The sequence below is a fragment of the Methylobacterium sp. NFXW15 genome (genome assembly GCF_049887755.1).
In the GTDB taxonomy this organism is placed as follows: domain Bacteria; phylum Pseudomonadota; class Alphaproteobacteria; order Rhizobiales; family Beijerinckiaceae; genus Methylobacterium.
Genome location: NZ_JAGEKG010000007.1, coordinates 258663 through 281489, shown reverse-complemented (window position 1 = coordinate 281489; position 22827 = coordinate 258663). Strand labels below are relative to the sequence as shown.

Here is a 22827-nt window from a genome sequence, read left to right as displayed (position 1 = left end):
GCTGAGCGCACGGTCGAAGGGCTGTGGACGGCCATCGGCCGGCTCATCGACACCATCACGCCAGACGAATGCGCCAACTTCTTCGCCGCCGCGGGATATGAGCCAGATTAAACCGAAAACGCTCTAGTGGGCTCCACGTCCACAGTCGGGTCGATTTCGATCTCGAGATGAGATGCAGCGATCGGCGCCCGTAAGCTCACGCTCACGAACCGTGCCCCAACAGGTGAGCGGCTTAATCCGTATCCGACCGAGTTGAGCCGCCCCCGTCGATAGATTTTCAGCCGTCTTTGCGAGCGTCGGCGAAGCAATTCGGGGAGGCGCACTGTTCTGAAGCGTCCCGTTGCCCTGGATTGCTTCGCCAACGCTCGCAAAGACGGAGGCGCGTGAGCCAACTTGGTCGAAGATGGCTTCAGGAACGTTCGCGCGAGCGGCGTCCGCGACGGACGCGCCTCCGGCGTGGTGGTGCGCCCTCGGCGAAGCGGCCGTGACGGAATTAAGCCCCGGCATCGGCGAGCGTGCCAATTAGCCCCGCCACAGGCCAGACCACATCCTTCACGGCTAGGCGCTGAGACCAGCCAACCACATCGATAGAGACATGGAAGGCGCATGCCGCACCGTGCAGCAAACACGACGCCGCAAGGACATGCGGCCATCGCCCCGCCGCTGCAGCGGCTGCCAAATACGATGTGAGGGGCGGCCGCCGCACGAGCGGGCAATATACGTCGGACCGATGCTTTTAATCCTCAGCCCGGGCGCTAGCTTGCTTGGAGGCAAGCGGACATAGTCAGTGGAACGATCACCTCTCGCAACGGAAACCAAGGCGTCGATGGACGAGCGGCTCGAGGGTGTGATCCGGGCTGCGGAAGAGGCGGTCCTCACGCCCCTCGCCGACTTTCCGCGCATCGACCTTCGTTCAGGCGTGGAGCCGTGGGACAAGCGTCGCACGGCCGGGAAAGTCCTTCGAACGGAAATCCCGCACGCGGCCCACGCGCCCCTCGCCAATGCCTCCGACCGCCCGGACCCGGTGGCACTCATCGAGGCGGCCCACGAGGGGCGGCAAGCCCATCTCATCCCCCTGCGTGTCGCCCGCATGGCCTCCTCGCCCTTCGCCTTCCTCCGCGGGGCCGCGCAGGTCATGGCTTGGGACCTTGCCCAGGGCCCTCGAACCGCCATCGACGTGGTGATGAACGGGGATGCGCATATCTCGAATTTCGGCCTCTTCGGCTCACCGCAGGGAGACGTGGTGCTGGACCTCAACGACTTCGATGAGGTCACGGTGGGGCCGTGGGAATGGGACCTCAAGCGCCTCTGCGCCAGCATCGAGGTCGCCGCACGGGACGCCGACTTGCCCACCGCGGAACGCAGGGACGCGGTCCTGAGCGCGGCAGCGGGCTATCAACTCACGATGGACGACCTTGCGCCTCGCGGATCGCTCGATGTCTGGCAGCGCGCGTCGCGGGCTGACCACCTCGACTTTGCCGGGGTGGAGATCGATGCGCGCTCTCAAGCCGTCGTCGCGAAGGCCGTCGAGAAGGCGCGGCGGAAGAACAACAGAAGCTTGCTCGATCGGGTCGGCGAACGCCGGATCGACGGGGGCTGGCGCTTCAAGGAGGAGCCGCCGATCCTCCTGCGCGTCGATGACGCCACACGCGAGGCGGTCACCACCGGCCTGGAGCGCTATGCCGAGACCCTGCCGCGTGAACGGCGTTTCATGCTCAGCCGCTATCAGGTGGTCGATGTCGCCCACCGCGTCGTCGGCGTCGGCAGTGTCGGAACGCGGGCCTACGTCGCGCTATTGTGCGGCAACTCGGATCAGGATGCACTCTTCCTCCAGGTCAAGGAAGCGGTGCGCCCGGCCCACGCGCCCTACCTGCGCGGCATGCCCGAGCCCTATGCCAGCCACGAGGGAGAGCGGGTCATCTACGGCCAGCGTCTCCTTCAGGCGGTGGGAGATCCTCTGCTGGGTTGGACCAAGATCGACGGACGGCCGTTTTACGTGCGGCAGATGAAGAACATGAAGGGTGAAATTCCGATCTCCCGCATGACCGGCCAATCCTTGCTCTATTTCTCACACGCTTATGGAGCGCTCCTGGCCAAGGCCCATGCCAGAACCGGCGATGCGGCAGCGATCGCGGGATACTGCGGGCACGAAGGCCGCATCGATCTCCGCGAGGCTCTCGCCGATTGGGCCGCCGCCTACGGCGATCGGAATTCGAAAGACTTCGAGACCTTCCGGTCGGCCATCGCGTCAGGCAGGATCGAAGCCGCGGACGATCCGCATCTCTAGCGCGGCTTGGGTGACTGTGGTTCCGCTGAACCGTCGTCAGGCCGCCCGAACCGTAGAGAGGAAGCGCGCGACTTCCGACGTCAGGTGTTCGGACTGACGCGAGAGTTCGGACGCCGCCCCCAGCACTTGGCTCGCCGCGGCTCCGGTTTCCTCCGCTGCCCCGGCGACACCGGCAATGTTACTGGTCACCTCGCCCGTCCCCGCTGCCGCCTGGGCGATGTTCCGCACGATCTCCTGCGTCGCCGCGCCTTGCTGCTCGACCGACGCGGCAATCGAGATGGCTACGGCGTTGATCTCGCGGATGCGTCCCGTAATCCCACCGATCGAGGCGACGGCTTGTCCGGTCGAGGCCTGGATTTGCAGGATCTGCCCGGAGATCTCGTTCGTCGCCTTCGCGGTCTGTTCGGCCAGGGCCTTCACCTCGGTCGCGACGACGGCAAAACCCTTCCCCGCCGCCCCGGCCCGCGCCGCCTCGATCGTCGCATTCAGCGCGAGAAGGTTCGTTTGCCCCGCGATCGTGGAGATCAGGCCAACGACGTCGCCGATGCGGGCGACAGCGGCGCTGAGTTCGTGGACCAGGGCGCCCGCCTGATCGGCTTCGGACACCGCCTGCCGGGCGAGGTCGGCCGAGCCGTCGACCTGTCGGCCGATTTCCTGCACCGATGAGCCAAGCTCCTCGGCCGCGGCCGCGATGGTGTTGACGGTAGAAGCGGCTTCCTCGGCGGCGGCGGCCACCGTGGAGGATTGCGCGGCGGTCTCCGCTGCAGTGCTGCTCATCGAACCAGCAGTCGCCTGGAGCTCCGTGGCCGAGGACGACACCATGCCGATGACGCCGCCGACCGCCGCCTCGAACCCATCGGCCATCTCACGCATGGCGCGCTTGCGCTGCTCCTCGGCGCTGGCGCGGGCCAGCGCCGTCTCTTCTTCGAGTTGACGCGTGCGGATGAGATTCTGCCGGAACACCTGAACGGTCTCGGACATGGCGCCGATCTCGTCGCCGCGACCGGTGTAGGGAATGTCCGAGCGGGTATCGCCGCCCGCGAGCGTGCGCATCGACGCCGTCATGCGCTCGATCGGGCGGGACACACCCAGGAAGCTGAACGCCATCGCCCCGGCAGCGATGCAGATGGCCAAGCCCAGCATCATCAGGATGCTGCGCTCGGCCGAGGCCTGCTCGGACCGCGTGGCGGCGTCCGCCTGTTTACCGGCGGCAATGTTGATATCGACGATCGCATTCGCTGCGGCGGAAACGGCGAGGTAATTCGCGTTCATCGGCCCGCGGAAGAACGCCATCGCTTCTTCGTATTTCTCGGGCGGGAAAGACCGCAGCCGTTCACCATCCGCGCGCAGTACATCGAGCTTCGTCTTCAACGCATCATAGGCTTTCTGCTCCTCCGGCGAGGCGACGAGCGGAGCATAGGCAGTCACCTTCTTATCGCGCTCGGCCGAGAACTCCGTGATCTTGTCTCCGCTCTGCTTTTTGCCCGCCTCATTCTCGGCGGTCATGTAGCGGAATTGCCAAAGACGCGTCCGCAAGATCAATGCGTTGATCCCGTGGGCCTCCGAAATCGAGGGGATCGTGTTGTCTAGAAGATGATCGGTAGCCAGTGAGATATTGCCAATTTTCCAGTAGGCTATGGCGCCCTGCAAAATTGATACAAGCAACATCGAACAAAAGAGTAGTCCGAGCGCGGACCTAATTTTTAAAGAAAATTTACGCATGGTCCCGCTCCAAGATAGTCCGGAGAGGGAACACCAGTGATCTTAAAGGACGATAAAATTCGTGGTTAAAGGCTGGATCGTGTCACTGGGGTCAGGCGCAGTGACAATCCTTTGCTGAGCGATCGCGAGTCCGGCAAGGTCTGAGCTGATGGTGCTGAAGACCGAATGACTCGGTCAGGCGAGCGGGATGGTCAGCGACGCCGCCATTCCCTCGGGCCGATAATCCAACACGACCTCCCCCCCGAGTTCCCGTGCCAGCCCGTCTTGGATCAGGCGAGTGCCGAACCCCCTCCGCTCCGGCGGCATCACGGGCGGCCCATTGCCTTCGGTCCAGGTCAGGACAAGCCTTCGGAATAGTCCGCACTGCTCGACGCGCCATGCCAGGGTAAGAGTTCCGTCGGGCACGGAGAGGGCGCCGTGCTTGACAGCATTGGTGGCCAGTTCGTGTATGATGAGACTGATCGGGACGGCTTGAGCAGCCTGCAACGCGACGGACGGCCCGCCGAGGCTTAGTCGCTCATCGAGGCTGAAGGCATCGAGTTCGGCGGTGAGCAGTTCAGGCAGATTTGCGCCATTCCAGCTGGCGCGAAGCAAGATCTCGTTGGTTCGAGCCAGGGTTGTCAGCCGCGCGAGGATCCGTGACTTGTAGGCGGTGACGTCGTCTCCCGCCCGGTCGCTCAGACGCATGATCGCCTGCACCGTGGCGAACAGGTTCTTCACGCGGTGGTTGAGTTCGCCCATCATCAGGTGAAGCCGCTCTTCCGCCTGCTTCAGGCCCGTGATCTCGCGCGAAATCGCGAGCAAGCGTTCCGGGCGTCCGTCGGCGGACAACACGGGCGTCACGCACACGTCCCACCATTTCGGCGTGCCTCTCATGGTCGGGCAGAAGGCGACGAACCTCTCCCGCGAACCGCATTTGGCAGCAGCGATGGCGCGCTCGATATCCGAGCGAGCTGCCTCGGGCCAGAATTCGACCCAAGGCCCACCGCGTACCCTATCGAGTTCATCGATCTCCATGGCGCAAAGGCCGAGACCATTGATGAACTGGATCCGTCCTTCCAGGTCGAGAACCTTGATGCAATCGGAGCTGCTTTCGACCACGCTGCGGGTGAAACTCTCGCCCACCTGCAGAAGGTGCTCCGCCTCTTTGCGTGCTGTGCAGTCCTTGATGCTCGATAGGAAGTAAGACGGCCTTCCCTGTTCGTTACGCACGAGGGAGACCGCGAGATACGCCCAGATGATGCGGCCATCCTTGCGGATGTAGCGCTTCTCCAGATCGTAGTGAGGAATGCGGCCCGCGATCAGGTCTCGCACCTGCGCCGTGTCGGCCGCCACGTCGTCGGGGTGCGTGATCTCCTGAAAGGTCTTGCCGATCAGTTCGCTGCGATCGTACCCCACGATCCCGCAGAACTGATCGTTGACCGCGCTGAAGCGGCAACCGAGCGTCACGTCGGCGATGCCGATCGGCGCCCGTTCGAACAGCGTGCGGAACCGCGCTTCGCTCGCCGCGAGGGCTTCCTCGACGCCCTTGCGGTCGGTGATGTCGGTATGCGTGCCAACGGCTCTCAAGGGCCGGTCGCTGGAATCCCGCTCCACGATCTTGCCGCGTGTCAGAACCCAGATCCAGCGGCGGTCCTTATGCCAGAGCCTGTGCTCGGCTTGGTAGAAGGGACTGGCACCCCGGCGGTGTTCGTCCAAGGCGGCCAGAACGGCGTCCTTGTCCTCTGGATGGACGAGGCGTTCCCAGGAGGAAAAATGCTCCTTGAGCTCTCCGGAGCGGTAGCCGAGCATGTCGAGCCATCGCTGGCTGAACCAGACGGTCCCGCTGACGATATCCCAATCCCAGATACCGTCATTGGCGCCCTCCAGCGCGAAGGCGAGCCGTGACTTTTCCGCGTTGAGACGCGCCTCGCGCTCCCGAAGGTTGGCCGAAGCCGCGTCGAGGGCATCGCCGATCTGTCGAAGCTCATCGAAGAGTCCCGATGGACGGATGACCGCTTCGCCCCGCCCCAATGCAGCCGTGGCCGACCGGAACTGATCGAGCGGCCTCTTGAGGATGTCGGCCAGCATGAATGTCAGGACCGCAGCGACGAGAGACAGGGGAATGCCCCGCGCCAGCACGTCGCGTCTGAGATCGGCGGCCGGGGCGAGAGCCACCGACTGGTCCTGCCGCACCAAAACCGACCACCCGAGCCCATGGAAGCCGCGATAGCCCCGCGTCGGTAGCATCGCGGAAAGGAAGGTGTGCCCGTCCTGACGGAGGATACTTTGGGCAGCGCCGTTCGCCGGTGGCAAAACCGATCCGGACAGGGGCTTGCCTAACTCGCCGAGAGGGCCAAGGAGCACGGTTCCGTCGCGAGACAGGATCATCACCTCCGCATCGGCAAGCTCGGGTTGAAGGGAGGAGCGAAGGCTTTCCTCGATCGTCGAGGCCCATTTCGCAGAGAAATGCACGCCCAGGACGCCGACGGTCTGACCCGCTGCGTCCTTCACGGGCGTGGCGAGATCGAGCAGGCGTAGGGCTTCCTTCCGTTGGCCTCCACGTGCTTCCGCAAGGAGACGGCCTTCGTGCATATCTCCGGCGTACGAGGTCTTGGACCCCTCGGCGAACCAGGATCGATCGCTGACATCCCGGCCGACCAGAAGTCCTTGGGTCGCCGCGCGTACGATGCCCCTCCGATCCGCATAGCCGACCCAGACGAAATCGTTGTGGCTGGCGAGCGTGCGATCGAGGACCGTCATGCGTTCCTGATCGGATCCGTCGATCAATTTCGAGGCGTCCAGGGCTGCGGTCACTTCGAGATCGCGCCACCGATCATACAACCCCCGGTCGAGGGTGGCTGCGACAAGCGTCGCGTGACGGACAAGCGAAATGCCTATCTGCCGCGACATCCGAACCCGCTCGGTCTCGCCGATGATTCCGGCCAGAGCGAGGGTCGCTGCCAAGCCTATCGCCAGAACGGCGAGGGCCAGCGTTTGCCGCATCGGCAGAGCGAGCTTCGCGCGCGCTCCCCCGGAATTCCAGGCCTGGATCGACTTCACGACCGCCCCACTGCTTCAGCGAGCCAACCGACTGACGAAGCGGAGAGGGTGGGACATCACACCGTATGGGCCACGTCGCACTCACGCTTCTGCAGCAACGTCTACGCGAGTTGATAAGATTTTCAAACATTTTTAGAGAAGGTATAAAGCGCCCCTCTTCTAATTCCTATCATTCAAAGCCTGTTGAGCTTGCAACAGCCCCAAACTGATCAGATTTATATCATTTGCAATAAAGGTACATCTTGTAGTCACGTCTAGATCCGTATGCGTCCAAGTTGAGCCGGCCCCGTCGACGGATTCCCGGCCGTCATTGCGAGCGCAGCGAAGCAATCCAGGGGGGCGCACCGTTCTGAAGCGTCCCGCTGCCCTGGATTGCTTCGCTACCGCTCGCAAAGACGGAGGCACGTGAGCCAACTTGATCAAAGACGGCGCTAGCCCTGCGTTTTGCATCCCGGAAATAAGGCGTCGCTTGTATCGGGAGCGATCACGTGGCTGCTGAGCTCCGTCGATCGAGCGACACCGAGATCGCCCAGATCGCAAGGCCGCCGAGCGCCAGGGCCACGCCAACCCATCCGGTTGCGGGGAGGCCGAAACCGGCGGCGAGCGCCATGCCCGCGAGCCAGGGGCCGAGGGCGTTGGCCACGTTGAAGGCCGAATGATTGAGCGCGGCAGCAAGGGTCTGCGCATCTTCCGCGACGTCCATGAGGCGCGTCTGCAGGATGGTCGCGAGCCCGCAACCGCAGCCAATGAGGAACACCGTCGGCGTCAGCGTCCACAGGTTGGCCGACGCGAAGGGATAGAGCGCGAGGGTCGCCGCGCTCCACACAAGGGTCGCTCCGGCAGCGGGCATCTGGGCACGGTCGGCCGCCCAGGCGCAGACGAGATTGCCGATGGTCATGCCGAGCCCGAACACGGCCAGGACGGCCGGGATGGCCGCGGGAGACGCGTGGGTCACTTCCAGCAACGTGGAGGCGAGGTAGGTGTAGACCGAGAACAGTCCGCCGAAGCCGATCGCCCCGGTGGCCAGGGTCAGCCAGACCTGTCCGCGTTTTAGGGCCCCGAGTTCGCGCAGGGGGCTCGCCCCCTCCGCCGGTTCTCCAAGCGGCGCATGAACGCGCACGAGGACGGCGGTGAGCAGTGCGAGCAAAGCCACGAGGCCGAAGCTCCAGCGCCACCCCACGAATTGGCCGATGCCGTTGGCGAGCGGCACCCCCACGACCGTGGCGATGGTCAATCCCAGAAGCACGCGCGAGACGGCCTGCGAGCGCCGCTCCCGCGGAACGAGCGAGGCTGCCACCAAAGCGGCGACCCCGAAATAGGCGCCGTGGGGCACGCCCGCGAGAAAGCGGAAAGCCAGCATCCACCCGTAGGTCGGCGCCAGGGCCGAGAGGCCATTGCCGACCGCGAACAGGCACATGAGGCCGATAAGGAGCGTCCGCCGAGCGACCTTCGCCGCCAGCACTGCGATCACCGGCGCACCGACGACGACCCCCAGCGCATAGGCGCTGATCACATGCCCGGCGGTCGGTGCATCGAGGCCGAGATCGGGCGCGAAGTCCGGTAGCAGGCTCATCGCTGCGAACTCTGTGGTGCCGATGGCGAATCCGCCCATGGCGAGGGCCAGGAGCACCAAAGTTGGGTTGCTCCCGGGCGCGGCCTTCGACGGCGCAGCCGTTGCCGCAACCTCCGCGTCGAGCGGGGTCGTGTTGGGAAGGTCGACAAGGGTCATCAAGCAGCTCTGGACGTTCAGTGCCGGTCACCGTGCGGTGTCTCAGCCTTCATAGCGAAGGCGCGGCGCTTGTTTCGGCAGAGCTGACCCGCGTTTGCGAGGGGGCTGATCCGGACCGCGACTCAACGTGACGGCTTCGCGAGAACGTGAAAGCCGTCCCGGAGCGCTATCGCGATCGATGAAAGTTGTCCCACGTCGGCGATGGGCCGACAGGGAGGAGTCGATCATGCGTCATGCCATCAGCATTGTCATCGCTCTCACGGCCTGCGCACTCACTGCGGAAACCACCCTCGCAGCCACCACTCCCGATCTGAAGAGCGAGGGGCCTACTCAGCCCGCTAAACTCCAGGACGGGCAATATACCGATAAGAATGGCGATCCGACTTACCACATCACCAATGGCGGCAAGACAGTCGATTGGTACACGATGTCAGGTTACGTCCGGTACAATTCCAACTGCATTGTTTGCCATGGGCCGGATGGCATGGGCTCGACCTACGCGCCATCCCTCGTCGATGCCCTCAAGGGAATGGACTACGCGCATTTCGCCGGCATCGTCGTGGGCGGCAAGAAGGACGTGAACGCCTCACAGGAACTAGTCATGCCCGCTTTCGGCGATAACCGGAACGTCATGTGCTACATGCCTGACATCTACACCTACCTGCGAGCCCGGTCCGATGGCGCGCTCGGCCGCAACCGGCCATCCGACCACGAGCCCAAGCCCGCCGCCTTCACCAAGGCGGAGGATGCCTGCATGAAATGAAGCGGCGACCCCGCCGAGGGGATCGACGGGGCAGAGGGCGCATTACAGCGTTTTAATCGTTCGGACATGCGACCAACAGTCTCCAGATCAATTATCTGAACACGGAATGAATTTGGCCGAAACAAAACGACGCCTTTCATCCCGCAGATATAATGGAGATAGGAAGATGTCTTATCGGAAATCCATGACTGCGGCTCTCGTTCTGACCACTGCGCTTTGTGGCACCGCTTTCGGCGCAGAGCAGATGACGCAGCACCAGACCAACTCTTCGCAGACCGCCATCGATCGGGATGTCGGCAAGCTTTCGAAGGACGGCGCGCAGGGCTTCCGGGATCTCCAGATGACCCGGCTCGCCATCTTCGAGGCCAATCCGGCCCAGGCCAAGGATATGATCGCCAAAGCGCAGGCCGCCTTCTCCAAGGTGAAGACGGACGAAACGGTGTTCACAAAAGCGGAAGCCGACTTGAAGACCCCCGCCGACCTCGCGAACAAGACAAAGCCTCAGGCGGCCACCACCGATGCCAAGCCGACATCCAAGGAACAGGTCGCGTGGGTGCCTGTCGATGCACAGCTGACCCTGGGTGACGACTTCGTTGCCACGCCCGCGAAGGCATCGGCAGTCACCGAGGCGAATTCCAAACTCGCTCACGGCGACCAGAAGGGGGCTCTGGAAAAGTTGAAGCTCGCCCATGTCGACGTCAATTTCACGATGGCCGTCCTGCCGCTTAACAGGACGGTCGCGGATATCGACCAGGCATCCTCGCTGATCGGGCAGGGCAAGTATTATGAGGCGAACGCGGTCCTGAAGTCGGCGCAGGACGGAATGCGCTTTGATGTGATCGACGCGGTGGCCGTCCCGCAAGCCACGGCTTCGACGACCGGAACCGCGCCTGCGCAGACGACCGGCAGCACGACGAGCGCTAAACCCGCCAAGTGATCAGGGGCCATGGTGCTGGCGCGCGGACTCGATGCGCCAGCCCATCAGGATCCTGCGAGATGTGAATAGGAAGCGTGATGGCCGGAGGCTGCCCCTCCGGCCGATGCCGCCACAGTCGCCGCGATCCAATCCCCCTCGCTCGTTCCGGTGAGCTGACAGTCGCGCGCCAGCGCTCGTTCCTGTCTACGCCAGAGCCAGAGCCGAAGCTTGTGGACCCACCGAACCATGAGCTGCCTCCCCGGTGTCGTCGCCGAGTGTGCCGTTTGTCTCCGGCTCGCGCAACGCTCCGACCCGGACGGAAGCTCGGGCAGAACCAGACAAGCTTTAATCCCAGCCGCCGGGTGTGCGGAAGCACGCTGCTCCGGAAAGATTGCCCCTATATTGGGATCACGCAAGAGGGAATAGGCCGAAACATTCGGACTGTATTGCGTAAGGAGTATGCAAAGACCATGAAGACCCGCATCGCCGCCGTCGTCACCGCTCTCGTCCTTGGCGCCGCTCCGATCTCGTCCGCCATGGCCACTGATCGTTCCGCCTGGACGGGGCTCACCCCTTACGACGTCGAGACCACCGGCTCGCTTTCTGGCCCCTTCGGCGCAGGCTTCGACCGGAATCCCGCGACCTGCCCGATGAGTTCGGCTGCCGAAGGCAACGCCAATCAGCAGAACTTCCCCGTGAAGCAATACGGCCAAACCAGCGGCGGCAACCGCTGCTAAGCCGAGAGGAAGACAATCATGCTGAAGTTCTTTTCATACGCCATGGCGACTGTCTTCGCCGGAAGCCTCGTCATGACCGCCATCGGTTCGGCGGGAGTTCTGATCGGCCTATAACGACCTGATGACAGTGTCGGTCTCCGACACGGTCGTAGCGGCGAGGCGCGAGCCTCGCCGTTTTCATTGATGGACCCCTGTTCGTAGAATTGACGACGCGATCGGCTTGCATTCTGCAGCGTAAGCTTGGCAGGCGACGCGTTCTCCCCCCCTTTCGATCCACCGCACCGGCCCGAACCGGGGTTTGCCGTCGACGGACACGCCACCGGAGCGGGAATTCGTATCCCGCGTAACCTCGGACGTTGCCCCATCTTGGCTCCCTGTTTATCGACGCCAGCGAAGAGGGGACCATGGACGCCGAGATCGAACGGCTCAGGCAGCGCGAGCGGGAGCTCGAGGCGCGCATCGCGACGCTGGAAGCCGAGCGGGCGAGCGGCCTGCGGCGTCCGGAGGCCGGGCAACACACCTCAGCCGCATCGCCGGACCTTCTATTCACGGCAGCGGAGAAAACCCGCATGCCGCAGATCATCACCGACCCCAACCTGCCGGACAACCCGATCGTCTTCGCGAACCGAGCGTTCCAGGCCTTGTGCGGCTACGACGCGTCGGAATTGCTGGGCCGCAATTGCCGTTTCCTGCAGGGGCCCGGCACCGACCCGGCCGACGTGGCGAAAGTCCGTGATGCCGTCGCCGGGCGACGCGACGTCGTTGTCGAGCTCGTGAACTATCATCGCGACGGCACGCCGTTTCGCAATGAATTATACATAAGCCCGGTCTTCGACGCACAGGGCGCCCTTCGCTACTTCTTCGCGAGCCAGCTCGACGTCACCCGCTTCCGCACTGCCGAGGGCGTCTTGGCCGAGAGCGAGTCCCGCTACCGCGCCCTGTTCGATGCCGTCGATAGCGGCTTCTGTATCGTCGAGTTGCGCTTCGACGCCGTGGGGCGGGCAGTGGATTACCGCTTCATCGAGGTGAACCCGGCCTTCGCGACGCAGTCCGGCCTCACGAACGTTGCCGGGAAATGGGTGAGCGACGTGGTGCCCAAGCTCGAACCCTTCTGGCTCGAGACCTATGGGGATGTGGCGCGAACGGGGACTCCGATCCGCTTCGAGAGCGGCGCCATCTCGATGGGTCGCTGGTTTGATGTGCATGCCCTGCGGGTCGGCGAGCCCGAGTTGCACCGGGTCGCCATCCTGTTCAACGACATCACGGATCGCCGCCGGCTGGAACGGCACCTCGAAGACGCGGCCCAGCAACGTACCGACGAACGGGACATGGTGTGGCGGGCGAGCCGCGACCTTTTCGTGGTGTGCGGTCTCGATGGTTATTTTCGAAAGGCCAACGCGGCCTGGACGGAGATGCTGGGCTGGTCTCTCGACGAGGTCATCGGCCAGCGTTTCGATGCCCTGGTGCATCCGGAGGATCGCGGCACGGCCGCGCAAGCTTTCGAAACAATCAGTGTGGGCGAAGCCGTCGACGATGTCGACGTGCGGCTTCTCGCGAAGGACGGGTCCTATCGCTGGATGTCGTGGAACGGCTTTCCGACCGGCGATCATTTCTACGCGGCGGGGCGCGACATCACCGAGCGCAGGGCGCTGGAAGAGCAACTCCGCCAATCGCAGAAGCTGGAAGCCGTCGGCCAACTGACGGGCGGCGTGGCGCATGACTTCAACAACCTGCTGACCGTCATCAAATCCTCGACCGATTTGCTGAAGCGGCCGGGCCTCGCGGAGGAACGTCGCCAACGCTATGTCGGGGCGATCTCCGACACGGTCGAGAGGGCGGCCAAGCTCACGGGCCAGTTGCTCGCCTTCGCCCGCCGACAGGCCCTTCGGCCCGAGACCTTCGCGGTGGATCGTGCGGTGGCGTCGGTGGCCGACATGGTGCGCACGCTGACCGGCGCACGGGTGAACATCACCCTCGATCTCCCCGGCGAAGAACAGCCCAATCTGCATGTGAATGCCGATCCGAGCCAGTTCGATACGGCGCTCGTCAATCTCGTCGTAAACGCGCGCGATGCCATGTCTGGGGAGGGGAACCTCCGTATCCGCCTCTATCGGGCGATGAGCATTCCCGCCGTGAGGGCGCATCCGCGGCAGCGCGGCGATTTCGTTGCGGTCGCGATCTCGGACACGGGCGCGGGCATCCCGCCCGAGAATCTGGAACGCATCTTCGAGCCGTTTTTCACTACGAAGGGTGTGGGTCAGGGCACGGGTCTGGGTCTCAGCCAAGTTTTCGGCTTCGCCAAGCAATCGGGCGGCGAAATCATCGTGGAGAGCGAGGTCGGGAAGGGCACGACGTTCACCCTGTTCCTTCCTCGCGTCAGCGATGCGGAGGTGAGCGATCCCACATCAGAACCCGAGCCGCTGGCTGAGGGGCACGGCACCTGCGTTCTGGTGGTTGAAGACAATCTCGACGTCGGCGCCTTCGCCGAGCAGGCGCTCAGCGAACTCGGCTACTCCACCGTGTGGGCAACGGATGCGGGCAAAGCCCTTGCCGAGCTGGAACGGGTGCCCTTCCGCTTCGAGGTCGTATTCTCGGATGTGGTGATGCCGGGCATGAACGGCGTGGAACTGGCGGACGAGATCCGGCGTCGGAGGCCAGAACTCCCGGTGGTCCTCACCTCCGGTTACAGCGACGTGCTGGCAGCCCATGGCACGCACGGTTTCGACCTGCTGCGCAAACCTTATTCGGTCGCGGATCTGTCGCGTATCCTCCGGCGCGCCGTGCAGGATGCGAAAGCGCGGGCCACGCAGCGGGGTTCGTAGAATTCGGCCGATACGCATCGTCGCGCATCGGCCGGAAAACGATTAGCCTTCCTTGAATCCGTATTCCGGTGTGTCCTCGTCGTTGCCGTAATACTTGTACGGCAGGAACTTACCGGACATGCTGAGCTTGACGCGATCGCCCTTGTTATTGGCTTCGCGGGCCATCTCCATGTTGAAATCGATGGCCGACATGATACCGTCCCCGAACTCTTCCTGGATCAGCTCCTTGAAGGTCGTTCCGTAGACCATCACCAATTCGTAGAACCGATAGATCAGCGGATCGGTCGGCGGCATGGACGGGATCGAACCGCGATAGGGCGGCTCGTTGATCATGCGCTCCTCCGCTTTGGTCAGGCCGAACAGTTCAGCGGCACGCTTGGCCTGTGCCTTGGGCAGCTTCATCTGACCCATGCAAGCGGCGGTGATCAGGAACGGCGACAGACCGCCGATCTCCTCATGGATGTACTTCCAGCTCCAGCCCTTCTCGCGCTTGATGTCGAGAAGCTTCTCGGTGAGGTCTTCGCGCTTCATCGGCCTTCCTTCAGAAAACGCCCGGTCTGCCGGGGCAGGACGCCTGAGGAGCCGCAATCGGCGTGCCAGAACTTATCCGACAATAAACACGATATCTCACAACAAGTTAACCTTGCGACACTTGGTAACGACATTTCGTAGAAGACGAGATATCGTAGCCACATGACGATATCTCGTAACCGGCCAGTGGGCGATCTCGGCGTCGTATTCGAGGAGGCTCCGGAACCGATGCTTGTCATAGACCCGGCCGAGAACCGGATTCTGGCCGCGAACCCGACCGCCGCGCGGATACTCGGCATCCCCCGAGATGACTTGTGTGGATCCCGCCCGAGCGATCTTTTTCCAGGCCAGCTCGCCGCGCTCACCGTCTTCACGCAGGCCGCCCTAGCCAAGGGGCGATGGTGGACGCAGGCCCTCGTCCCCCGGCACGCGGAAGGCAAGACCTTGCGAGTCGAGACGGAGGGGTACCGGCTATCCGGCTCATCCCAGCGCCTCCTCTTGACGCTCATCGATCTCGAGGAAAGGCAGCGGCGGCAGGTCGATGGCGAGGCCGATGCCTATATGCGCGCGGGCCTCCCAGAGTGGCAGCGCATGGAGCGAATCTTCCGCGATATCGAGCGCGGCAACCAGTTGATTCTGCGCGCGGCCGGGGAGGGCATCTACGGGGTGAACGCCGAAGGGATCACCACTTTCGTCAACCCAGCCGCGGAACGCATGCTCGGCTGGAAGGCAAGCGACTTGGTCGGCAAGGACATGCACGCCAGCGTCCACCACACCCATGCGGATGGATCGCATTACCCGCATCGCCACTGCCCGATCTACGCGGCCTTCCGCGATGGGGTGGTCCACAAGGTGGATGACGAGGTCTTCTGGCGCGCCGACGGCACGGCCTTTCCGGTGGAGTACACATCGACGCCGATCCGCGACCGGGGCCAATTGCTCGGGGCGGTGATCGTGTTCCGCGATATCAGCCAGCGCCGCGAGGACGAGGCGAAGCTGAGGAGCGCACTCGCCGAGGTCGGCCTCCTGCGCGAGCGGCTCGAACAAGAGAACGCCTATCTCAAGGAAGAAATCCGGGCCGCCCGGCACCACGAGGGCATCATCGGCGCCTCACCGGCGACGGAAGCGACCTTGCGCCAGGTCGATCTCGTCGCAGGCACGGACGCGACGGTGCTGATCACCGGTGAATCCGGCACCGGCAAGGAGTTGATCGCGCGGGCGATCCATGAGGCGAGCCGACGGAGCGGCCGTCCGCTGATCCGCGTGAATTGCGCCGCCATTCCGCGCGACCTGTTCGAGAGCGAGTTTTTCGGCCACGCCAAGGGCGCCTTCACCGGCGCCATCCGCGATCGGATCGGGCGGTTCGAACTGGCCGACGGCGGCACGCTGTTCCTCGATGAAGTCGGGGAGATCCCCGTCGATCTCCAGAGCAAGCTCCTGCGCGTGCTTCAAGAGCGCGTCTTCGAGCGCATCGGCGAGGCGAAGACGCGGGCAGTCGATGTCCGCTTGGTGACAGCCACCAATCGCGACCTCGGCGCGGAGGTCCGCCGCGGGCGCTTCCGTGAAGATCTGTACTTTCGCCTCAACGTGTTCCCGATTCAGGTCCGCCCCTTGCGCGAGAGACCGGAGGACATCGCGCCCATCGCCCAGCATTTCCTGCAGGCTGCCGCGCGTCGGCTCCGGGTGCCGGAGCCACGCCTGACCGAGGGCGATGTCCGCCGTCTGTGCCGCTATCCCTGGCCGGGAAACGTCCGCGAGTTGGAGAATGCCATCGAGCGGGCGGTGATCCTTTCGACGCGGGGCCGCCTTCGTCTCGATCTGCCGGAGACGGAAACCGGGCTACGGACAGGGCCGGTCGCGACGGGCGTTGCACCCGCCGCGCGTCCGCCGAACGAGAACGAGCGGCGCGCCCGCGACCGGGCGGAGATCGAGGCGGCCTTGGCACTGACCGGTGGCCGCGTGTTCGGGCCGGGCGGCGCGGCGGAACTCCTGGGCGTGAAGCCGACGACGCTCGCATCCCGGATCAAAGCTCACGGCATCGTCCGCTCCTGAGCGACGAACCGGGTGATCCCGCGCACGGAAGTGTGATCGCGGGACGCAAAGCGACTCGTCATTCGGGGCGAACAGACTTAGTTCGTTGAGACGAGCGGAGTCCGGGCAGCGAGTCGCCCCAGAGGCAAAGCCTCCGCGTGTCTCACGCGGTGGTCCCCTGGCGGTGAATCCGTGCGGCTGCGCGAGCGCGTTCCAGCCCCGTGTCCATGCCGCCAGAATTTCTCCTCGTCACGGCTGCGATCCTGCCCTTCCTGGGCAGCATCGCTGCAATCTGTCTGCCGAGCGAGGCGCGTAGCGCGGCAGCTGGCGTCGCGGGTTTCGTCACGCTGGCGGGCCTCGCCTGCATCGTGCTGTTGTATCCGCTGGCCACGGGTCCTGAGCCCGTCACCTTCGCCCTCGACTGGCTCCCGAGTCTCGGCGTGCGCCTCGTCCTTCGCCTCGATGGCTTGGCCTGGATCTTTTCGGTGCTGGTCCTCGGGATCGGCGCGCTCGTCGTGCTCTACGCGCAATATTACATGGCCAAGGCCGATCCGGTGCCTCGGCTGTTCTGCTACCTGCTCGCCTTCGTCGGGGCGATGCTTGGGATCGTGCTGTCAGGCAACCTGATTCAGCTGGTCGTCTTCTGGGAATTGACGAGCGTCGTTTCCTTCTTGCTGATCGGCTATTGGTCCGACAATGCCGCCGCTCGCGATGGTGCGCGAATGGCGGTGACGATCACGGCGGCGGGCGGTTTGTGCCTGCTCGTCGGCATGGTGATGCTCGGTCAGATCGCGGGCAGCTACGAGCTCGATGCGGTTCTGGCGGCGGGGGAGGCGATCCACGCGAGCCCGCTCTACGTGCCGACCCTCGTGCTGATCCTGCTCGGGGCGCTGACGAAATCGGCGCAATTCCCGTTTCACATCTGGCTGCCGCGCGCCATGGCGGCGCCGACGCCGATCAGCGCCTACCTGCATTCCGCGACGATGGTGAAGGCGGGCATCTTCCTGATGATCCGCCTCTGGCCCGTCCTGTCGGGCACGGAGAGCTGGTACTGGATCGTCGGCTCTGCAGGCATGATCACGATGCTGGTCGGGGCATGGAGCGCGATCTTCCAGCACGACCTAAAGGGGCTGCTCGCCTATTCGACCATCAGCCATCTCGGGTTGATCACCCTGTTGCTCGGCCTCGATTCACCGCTGGCGGTCGTGGCCGCGATCTTCCACACGGTAAACCACGCGACCTTCAAGGCGTCGCTCTTCATGGCCGCCGGGATCATCGACCACGAGACCGGCACACGGGACATGCGGCGCCTCAGCGGTCTGTGGCGGGCCATGCCCTACACCGGTACCCTCGCAATCATAGCAGCGGCGGCAATGGCGGGCGTTCCCCTGTTGAACGGCTTCCTGTCGAAGGAAATGTTCCTGGCGGAGGCGGTCGACAACACGGGTGACCATGCCCTCAACCTCGCGCTCCCCGTCCTCGCGACCGTGGCGAGCGCCTTTACGGTGCTCTACTCCCTGCGCTTCATCCGGCAGACCTTCTTCGGCCCGCCGCCGCATGATCTGCCCCATGTCCCACACGAGCCGGTGCGCTGGATGCGCATTCCGATCGAGGCGCTCGTGTTGGCCTGCATCGCCATCGGTCTCGTGCCCAACCTCACGATCGGCCCCGTACTGGCGGGAGCGGCGAGGGCGGTGCTCGGCGACCGGACCCCTGACTACGATCTCGCGATCTGGCACGGCTTCAACGCGCCGCTGGCGATGAGCGTGCTGGCGCTTGCGGGAGGTGCCGCCCTTTACGTGGCGTTCGGCAGGCGGATCAACGCCAATCCCCGTGGCGGCCCGTGGCTTCCGGACCGGCTCGATGGCGGCTGGCTCTTCGAACAGACGATGACGCGCATCGTCCTCGGCGCCCGCTGGCTCGAGGGGCGGCTCGGATCGGAGCGCCTTCAGCCGCAATTGCGGATCCTGTTTCTCGCGGCACTGCTCGGCGCGGCCGTCACCGGGCTCAACCGCGGCCTGAATCTTTTCGAGAAGGGCAAACTGACGGAGTTCGACCCCGCTTTCGGCTTGCTTTGGCTGGTCGGCGCCGCCTCCGCCATCGGCGCGGCCGAGCGGGCGAAGTACCATCGACTGTCGGCGGTGATCCTGCTCGGCGGAGCCGGGCTCACGAGCGCCGTGAGCTTCCTCTGGCTGTCGGCGCCTGATCTCGCGGTGACACAGATCCTGATTGAGATCGTCACCACGGTTTTGCTGCTGCTCGGGCTTCGCTGGCTACCGAAGCGCGACGAGGCCATCCCGACACCTGCTTCCGAGCGGGCGCAGGCGCGCCGCCGCCGTTCGATCGATCTCTGCATCGCGCTCGGCGTCGGGATCGGGCTTGCGGGACTGTCTTATGCGGTGATGACCCGGCCCCCGGTCGAGGGCATCAGCCGGTGGTTCGTGGAGGAAGCCTACCCGCAGGCGGGCGGGCGCAACGTCGTCAACGTCCTGCTCGTGGATTTCCGCGCCTTCGACACGTTGGGCGAGATCTGCGTGCTCGGCGTGGTCGGGCTTACGGTCTTCGCGCTTCTGCGACGGTTCCGGCCCGCTCCCGACAGCCAGGAACGTCCGGCCCAGCAGATCCGGCACGATGCCTATGATCGCGACCAAGAGGGGCGCGAGCCGGGCCAGACCGCTGCGGATGCCCTGCTGGTACCACGCGTCGTCATCACGTGGCTGTTCCCCTTCGTCGTGCTGCTGGCCCTGCACTTGTTCCTGCGCGGGCACGATCTTCCCGGCGGCGGCTTCGCGGCGGGCATCACGCTCACCATCGCCTTCATGCTGCAATACATGGCGCGCGGTGCCGAATGGGTGGAGGAGCGTCTGCGCCTCCAGCCGATCTCGTGGATCGGCGTCGGGCTTCTGGTGTCGGTGCTGGCCGGGGCCATGTCGTGGTTGTTCTCGCATCCTTTTCTCACAGCGGCCTTCGCCTATTGGGAGGTGCCGATCATCGGAAAGGTGCCGCTCGCCTCCGCGCTCATCTTCGACCTGGGGATCATGATCCTCGTGGTCGGCGCGAGCGTGCTGATGCTCGTCGCCCTGGCGCACCAATCCCGGCGGAGGACCCGCGCCGCTGAAGCGGAGGCGGAACGCGCCGAGCGCGAGGCCGAGGGGAAGATCGCCTGATGGAACTCGTCCTGTCCCTGGGCATCGGAGTCCTCGCTGCCGCGGGCGTCTGGCTGATCTTGCGTCCGCGCACCTTTCAGGTGGTCCTCGGCCTGTCGCTCCTGAGCTACGCGGTGAACCTCTTCATCTTCGCCATGGGGCGACTCACCGTCGGTGCGCCGCCTGTCCTCAATGCAGCGCCCAACGTCGTGTCCGTCGATGATCCGGTGCCCCAGGCCCTGGTCCTGACCGCCGTCGTCATCAGCTTCGCTCTCACCGCCCTGTTCCTCGTGGTGCTGCTGGCCGCACGCGGCGTCACCGGCTGCGATCACGTCGACGGGCGCGAGCCGCATGAGGCCGAACCCCATGCCGGGAACCCGCATCCATGAACCCGGTCCCGACGAACCTCGCCATCGACAGCGTCTGGAGCGACCACATCGTCGTGCTTCCGATCGTGCTGCCCATCGTCGTGGCGGGCGCGATGTTCCTGATCGATGAACGCCGCCGCACCCTGAAGGCGGCCCTGTCCGTCGCCACCGTTCTGGCGCTCGTGGGCATCGCGTTTTTCCTGGTCGGTTGGGTGATGGAGGCGCCGCGCGTCTATCGCCTCGGCAATTGGGCGGCGCCCTACGGCATCGTGCTGGTGGCGGACCGGCTCTCTGCAATGATGCTGGCCCTCTCCAGCGTGCTGGGACTCTGCGCCCTGGTCTTCTCCTTCGCCCGGTGGGGCAGGGCCGGACCCCGCTTCCACGGCCTGTTCCTGCTGCTGCTGATGGGCGTGAACGGCGCCTTCCTGACGGGCGATCTGTTCAACCTCTTCGTATTCTTCGAGGTGATGCTCGCAGCCTCCTACGGGCTCGTGCTCCACGGCTCGGGTGAGACGCGGATCCGCGCGGGGCTTGGCTATATCGCCGTGAACCTCGTGGCGTCGCTGTTCTTCCTCGTCGGCGTCAGCATGATCTACGGGACGATGGGGACGCTCAACATGGCAGACCTCGCCCGTCGGCTCGCCGGTGCAGGCTCCGATGCGGGCGACCTCGCCCTGTTCGAGATCGGCAGCGCGATCCTCGGCCTCGCGTTCCTCATCAAGTGCAGCGCGTGGCCGCTGGGATTCTGGCTCCCGACGACCTATGCCGCCGCGAGCGCGCCAGCCGCCGCCATTCTCGCCATCCTCAGCAAGGTCGGCGTGTATGTGGTGGTACGGCTGAGCCTGCTCGTCTTCGGCGAGGGGCTGTCGCAAGGCTTCGGGCAGGCCTGCCTGTTCGGCGCTGGGCTCGCGACCATCGCTTTCGGCACGATCGGCCTCGTCGCGGCTCGCGATCTCACTCGCGCCGCAGGCTACGCGGTGATGGTCTCGTCCGGCACGATCCTGGCGGCTCTCGGAACGGGCAGCGACGCCGCGCTGGCCGGGGCGCTCTACTACCTGTTTGGCTCCACACTTGCGGCCGGGGCACTCTTCCTTCTGGCCGAGGTGCTTCAGCGCGGGCGAGATCCGGAAGATCGAGCCGTTCCCGTCTTCGCGGACGAGTACAGCGATCCCTTCGATGACGAGGATGCCGTCGAGATCGGACGGGTGATCCCAGCGGGCGTCGCGATCCTTGGCGTCGGCTTCCTCCTCTGCACGCTGATGCTGGCCGGTGTTCCGCCGTTGGCTGGCTTCGTGGGCAAGCTCGCGATCTTCGTCGGGCTGTCGGCCGGGACGCCCTCGGCGACGGGCTGGTGGCTCATCGCGGCCCTCACGCTGTCGAGTCTCGGCACGCTGATCCCGCTGGTGCGGCTCGGCATCCAGAACCTTTGGATCGAGCATGACGCCGAACCGCCGAAGCTGACGCGGTCCGAGTTCGCGGCGATCTCGGGGCTGATGGTGACGTGCCTCGCCCTGTCCCTCTGGGGTGGTTCGGCGCTGGCCTATGCGGATGCCACGGTCGGCTGGCTGACGCAGCCACAGGATTACGTTCGCGCCGTGCTGGGCGACCAGGGGAGGCCTGCCACGTGAGCCGGATCCTGCCCCATCCATTCCTGTCCGTTGCCCTCGTCATCACGTGGCTGCTTCTGAATGAGCCGCCGACCCCCGGTAGCCTGATCCTAGCGCTCGCCGTCGGCCTCCTGGTGCCCTTCGTCATGCGCGTCATCGAAGCGCGTCCCGTCCGCGTGCGCGCGCCGGGTGTCGCGGTGAAACTCCTTGGCGTGTTCCTGATCGACATGGTGCGCTCGAATATCGATGTCGCCCGGATCATCCTGGGTTTGAGACGCGGCGAGCGGCGAACCGGCTTCGTGGCGATCCCCCTCGATCTACGCGAGCCCTTCGCCCTCGCGATCCTGTCGATCATCCTGACGGCTACGCCCGGCACCCTCTGGGTGCAGTACGATTCCGATACGCGCCGACTGCTCCTCCACGTCCTCGACTTCACGGGTAGCGAGGAATGGATACGCCGGGTCAAGGACCGCTACGAACGGCCGCTGAGGGAGATCTTCGAATGAGCGCCGCAACGGTTCTCGATTGGGGGCTCGGCCTCGCGCAGGCGATGCTCGTTCTCGCCATGGCCTTCGCTGCGTGGCGGATGCTGCGCGGGCCGCGTGCGCAGGACCGGGTGCTCGGGCTCGATACGTTCTATCTGAACGGCATGCTGGCCATCGTCGTTCACGGGATGCGGACCGGGAGCGGTCTGTATTTCGAGGCCGCCTTCATCATCGGCATGCTTGGCTTCACCGCCTCGGTGGCGCTCGCCAAGTTCCTGATGCAGGGCGAGGTCATCCGATGACCCCGGCAAACGTACCCCTCTGGGCGGCCTACCTCGTCGTCCTGTTGGCGCTGGCGGGGGCAGGGCTCTCGCTGACCGGGGCCTTCGGGCTCATCCGGCTCAAGAGCTTCTACGAGCGGGTCCATGCGCCGACGCTGGGCGCGACGCTCGGTATGGCCCTCATCATGGCCTCTTCGGTTCTGCTCCTGTCGATGACTGAGGGTCATCTGGTGATACAGGAGATGCTGATCGGCGTGTTCCTCACGGTGACGACACCGGTCACACTCATCCTGCTCGCGCGAGCCGCCGCCCATCGGGACCGGCATGAGAACAACCCGGACGCCCCGCCAAAGATGTAAA

At 64.9% G+C, this 22827-nt stretch carries 16 protein-coding genes and 1 pseudogene; 13 read left to right on the top strand and 4 right to left on the bottom strand.

The window, feature by feature from the left end; genetic code table 11:
- Positions 1-111 (top strand): annotated as a pseudogene (locus J4O73_RS17665) (IS630 family transposase); the annotation flags it as partial.
- A 715-nt stretch (positions 112-826) separates the two neighbouring features.
- Positions 827-2287 carry a DUF2252 domain-containing protein gene (locus J4O73_RS17660; protein WP_426219394.1) on the top strand — a complete coding sequence of 487 codons (1461 nt, stop codon included), beginning with the start codon at positions 827-829 and terminating at the stop codon, positions 2285-2287.
- Positions 2288-2323: 36 nt separating this feature from the next.
- Here the strand turns inward: J4O73_RS17660 and J4O73_RS17655 are convergent, their stop codons facing one another.
- The 3 genes from J4O73_RS17655 to J4O73_RS17645 all read right to left on the bottom strand — a co-directional run bounded on the left by J4O73_RS17655 (position 2324) and on the right by J4O73_RS17645 (position 8780).
- Positions 2324-4009, bottom strand: a complete 1686-nt coding sequence (locus J4O73_RS17655) for a methyl-accepting chemotaxis protein (protein WP_426219393.1) — start codon at positions 4007-4009, stop codon at positions 2324-2326.
- Between the two features lie 174 nt (positions 4010-4183).
- A complete protein-coding gene (locus J4O73_RS17650; protein ID WP_426219391.1) occupies positions 4184-7051 on the bottom strand; it encodes a PAS domain S-box protein in 2868 nt (955 codons plus the stop codon).
- Between the two features lie 484 nt (positions 7052-7535).
- Positions 7536-8780: an MFS transporter gene (locus tag J4O73_RS17645; protein ID WP_426219390.1), complete on the bottom strand. Its 1245-nt coding sequence runs from the start codon at positions 8778-8780 to the stop codon at positions 7536-7538.
- Between the two features lie 226 nt (positions 8781-9006).
- Here J4O73_RS17645 and J4O73_RS17640 point away from each other — a divergent pair, with 226 nt between their 5' ends.
- The 4 genes from J4O73_RS17640 to J4O73_RS17625 all read left to right on the top strand — a co-directional run bounded on the left by J4O73_RS17640 (position 9007) and on the right by J4O73_RS17625 (position 14018).
- Positions 9007-9543 (top strand): c-type cytochrome, methanol metabolism-related, encoded by a 537-nt coding sequence (locus tag J4O73_RS17640; protein ID WP_426219388.1) that lies wholly within the window; start codon positions 9007-9009, stop codon positions 9541-9543.
- A 184-nt stretch (positions 9544-9727) separates the two neighbouring features.
- The gene (locus J4O73_RS17635; RefSeq protein ID WP_426219386.1) at positions 9728-10480 is read left to right on the top strand and encodes a YfdX family protein; all 753 of its coding nucleotides are present in this window, start codon (positions 9728-9730) and stop codon (positions 10478-10480) included.
- Positions 10481-10929: 449 nt separating this feature from the next.
- The gene (locus J4O73_RS17630) at positions 10930-11196 is read left to right on the top strand and encodes a hypothetical protein (RefSeq protein ID WP_426219384.1); all 267 of its coding nucleotides are present in this window, start codon (positions 10930-10932) and stop codon (positions 11194-11196) included.
- Positions 11197-11600: 404 nt separating this feature from the next.
- Positions 11601-14018 (top strand): PAS domain S-box protein, encoded by a 2418-nt coding sequence (locus tag J4O73_RS17625; protein WP_426219383.1) that lies wholly within the window; start codon positions 11601-11603, stop codon positions 14016-14018.
- Between the two features lie 42 nt (positions 14019-14060).
- Here the strand turns inward: J4O73_RS17625 and cynS are convergent, their stop codons facing one another.
- Positions 14061-14549, bottom strand: coding sequence for a cyanase (gene cynS, locus J4O73_RS17620; RefSeq protein ID WP_426219381.1), 489 nt, complete (start codon positions 14547-14549; stop codon positions 14061-14063).
- 162 nt (positions 14550-14711) lie between these two features.
- Here cynS and J4O73_RS17615 point away from each other — a divergent pair, with 162 nt between their 5' ends.
- The 7 genes from J4O73_RS17615 to mnhG all read left to right on the top strand — a co-directional run bounded on the left by J4O73_RS17615 (position 14712) and on the right by mnhG (position 22826).
- Complete coding sequence (locus J4O73_RS17615) at positions 14712-16601, top strand: sigma 54-interacting transcriptional regulator (RefSeq protein WP_426219380.1); 1890 nt, start codon at positions 14712-14714, stop codon at positions 16599-16601.
- Between the two features lie 206 nt (positions 16602-16807).
- The gene (locus J4O73_RS17610) at positions 16808-19747 is read left to right on the top strand and encodes a monovalent cation/H+ antiporter subunit A (protein ID WP_426219421.1); all 2940 of its coding nucleotides are present in this window, start codon (positions 16808-16810) and stop codon (positions 19745-19747) included.
- Positions 19747-20115, top strand: coding sequence for a Na+/H+ antiporter subunit C (locus J4O73_RS17605; RefSeq protein ID WP_426219378.1), 369 nt, complete (start codon positions 19747-19749; stop codon positions 20113-20115). Before J4O73_RS17610 ends, J4O73_RS17605 begins: the two co-directional genes overlap by 1 nt.
- On the top strand, positions 20112-21722 hold the full coding sequence (locus J4O73_RS17600; RefSeq protein WP_426219376.1) for a monovalent cation/H+ antiporter subunit D: 1611 nt from the start codon (positions 20112-20114) through the stop codon (positions 21720-21722). Before J4O73_RS17605 ends, J4O73_RS17600 begins: the two co-directional genes overlap by 4 nt.
- Complete coding sequence (locus tag J4O73_RS17595) at positions 21719-22207, top strand: Na+/H+ antiporter subunit E (protein WP_426219375.1); 489 nt, start codon at positions 21719-21721, stop codon at positions 22205-22207. Before J4O73_RS17600 ends, J4O73_RS17595 begins: the two co-directional genes overlap by 4 nt.
- Positions 22204-22488, top strand: a complete 285-nt coding sequence (locus tag J4O73_RS17590; RefSeq protein WP_426219374.1) for a K+/H+ antiporter subunit F — start codon at positions 22204-22206, stop codon at positions 22486-22488. The genes J4O73_RS17595 and J4O73_RS17590 overlap by 4 nt, the downstream gene beginning before the upstream one ends.
- Positions 22485-22826: a monovalent cation/H(+) antiporter subunit G gene (mnhG, locus tag J4O73_RS17585; protein ID WP_426219372.1), complete on the top strand. Its 342-nt coding sequence runs from the start codon at positions 22485-22487 to the stop codon at positions 22824-22826. The genes J4O73_RS17590 and mnhG overlap by 4 nt, the downstream gene beginning before the upstream one ends.
- Position 22827: the final 1 nt, after the last annotated feature.

Excerpts from the sequence above, each read along its gene's own strand:
- J4O73_RS17660 (WP_426219394.1), top strand. The coding sequence starts at position 827 with ATGGACGAGCGGCTCGAGGGTGTGATCCGGGCTGCGGAAGAGGCGGTC.
- J4O73_RS17655 (WP_426219393.1), bottom strand. The coding sequence starts at position 4,009 with ATGCGTAAATTTTCTTTAAAAATTAGGTCCGCGCTCGGACTACTCTTT.
- J4O73_RS17645 (WP_426219390.1), bottom strand. The coding sequence starts at position 8,780 with ATGACCCTTGTCGACCTTCCCAACACGACCCCGCTCGACGCGGAGGTT.
- J4O73_RS17640 (WP_426219388.1), top strand. The coding sequence starts at position 9,007 with ATGCGTCATGCCATCAGCATTGTCATCGCTCTCACGGCCTGCGCACTC.
- J4O73_RS17635 (WP_426219386.1), top strand. The coding sequence starts at position 9,728 with ATGACTGCGGCTCTCGTTCTGACCACTGCGCTTTGTGGCACCGCTTTC.
- J4O73_RS17630 (WP_426219384.1), top strand. The coding sequence starts at position 10,930 with ATGAAGACCCGCATCGCCGCCGTCGTCACCGCTCTCGTCCTTGGCGCC.
- J4O73_RS17625 (WP_426219383.1), top strand. The coding sequence starts at position 11,601 with ATGGACGCCGAGATCGAACGGCTCAGGCAGCGCGAGCGGGAGCTCGAG.
- cynS (WP_426219381.1), bottom strand. The coding sequence starts at position 14,549 with ATGAAGCGCGAAGACCTCACCGAGAAGCTTCTCGACATCAAGCGCGAG.
- J4O73_RS17615 (WP_426219380.1), top strand. The coding sequence starts at position 14,712 with ATGACGATATCTCGTAACCGGCCAGTGGGCGATCTCGGCGTCGTATTC.
- J4O73_RS17610 (WP_426219421.1), top strand. The coding sequence starts at position 16,808 with ATGCCGCCAGAATTTCTCCTCGTCACGGCTGCGATCCTGCCCTTCCTG.
- J4O73_RS17605 (WP_426219378.1), top strand. The coding sequence starts at position 19,747 with ATGGAACTCGTCCTGTCCCTGGGCATCGGAGTCCTCGCTGCCGCGGGC.
- J4O73_RS17600 (WP_426219376.1), top strand. The coding sequence starts at position 20,112 with ATGAACCCGGTCCCGACGAACCTCGCCATCGACAGCGTCTGGAGCGAC.
- J4O73_RS17590 (WP_426219374.1), top strand. The coding sequence starts at position 22,204 with ATGAGCGCCGCAACGGTTCTCGATTGGGGGCTCGGCCTCGCGCAGGCG.
- mnhG (WP_426219372.1), top strand. The coding sequence starts at position 22,485 with ATGACCCCGGCAAACGTACCCCTCTGGGCGGCCTACCTCGTCGTCCTG.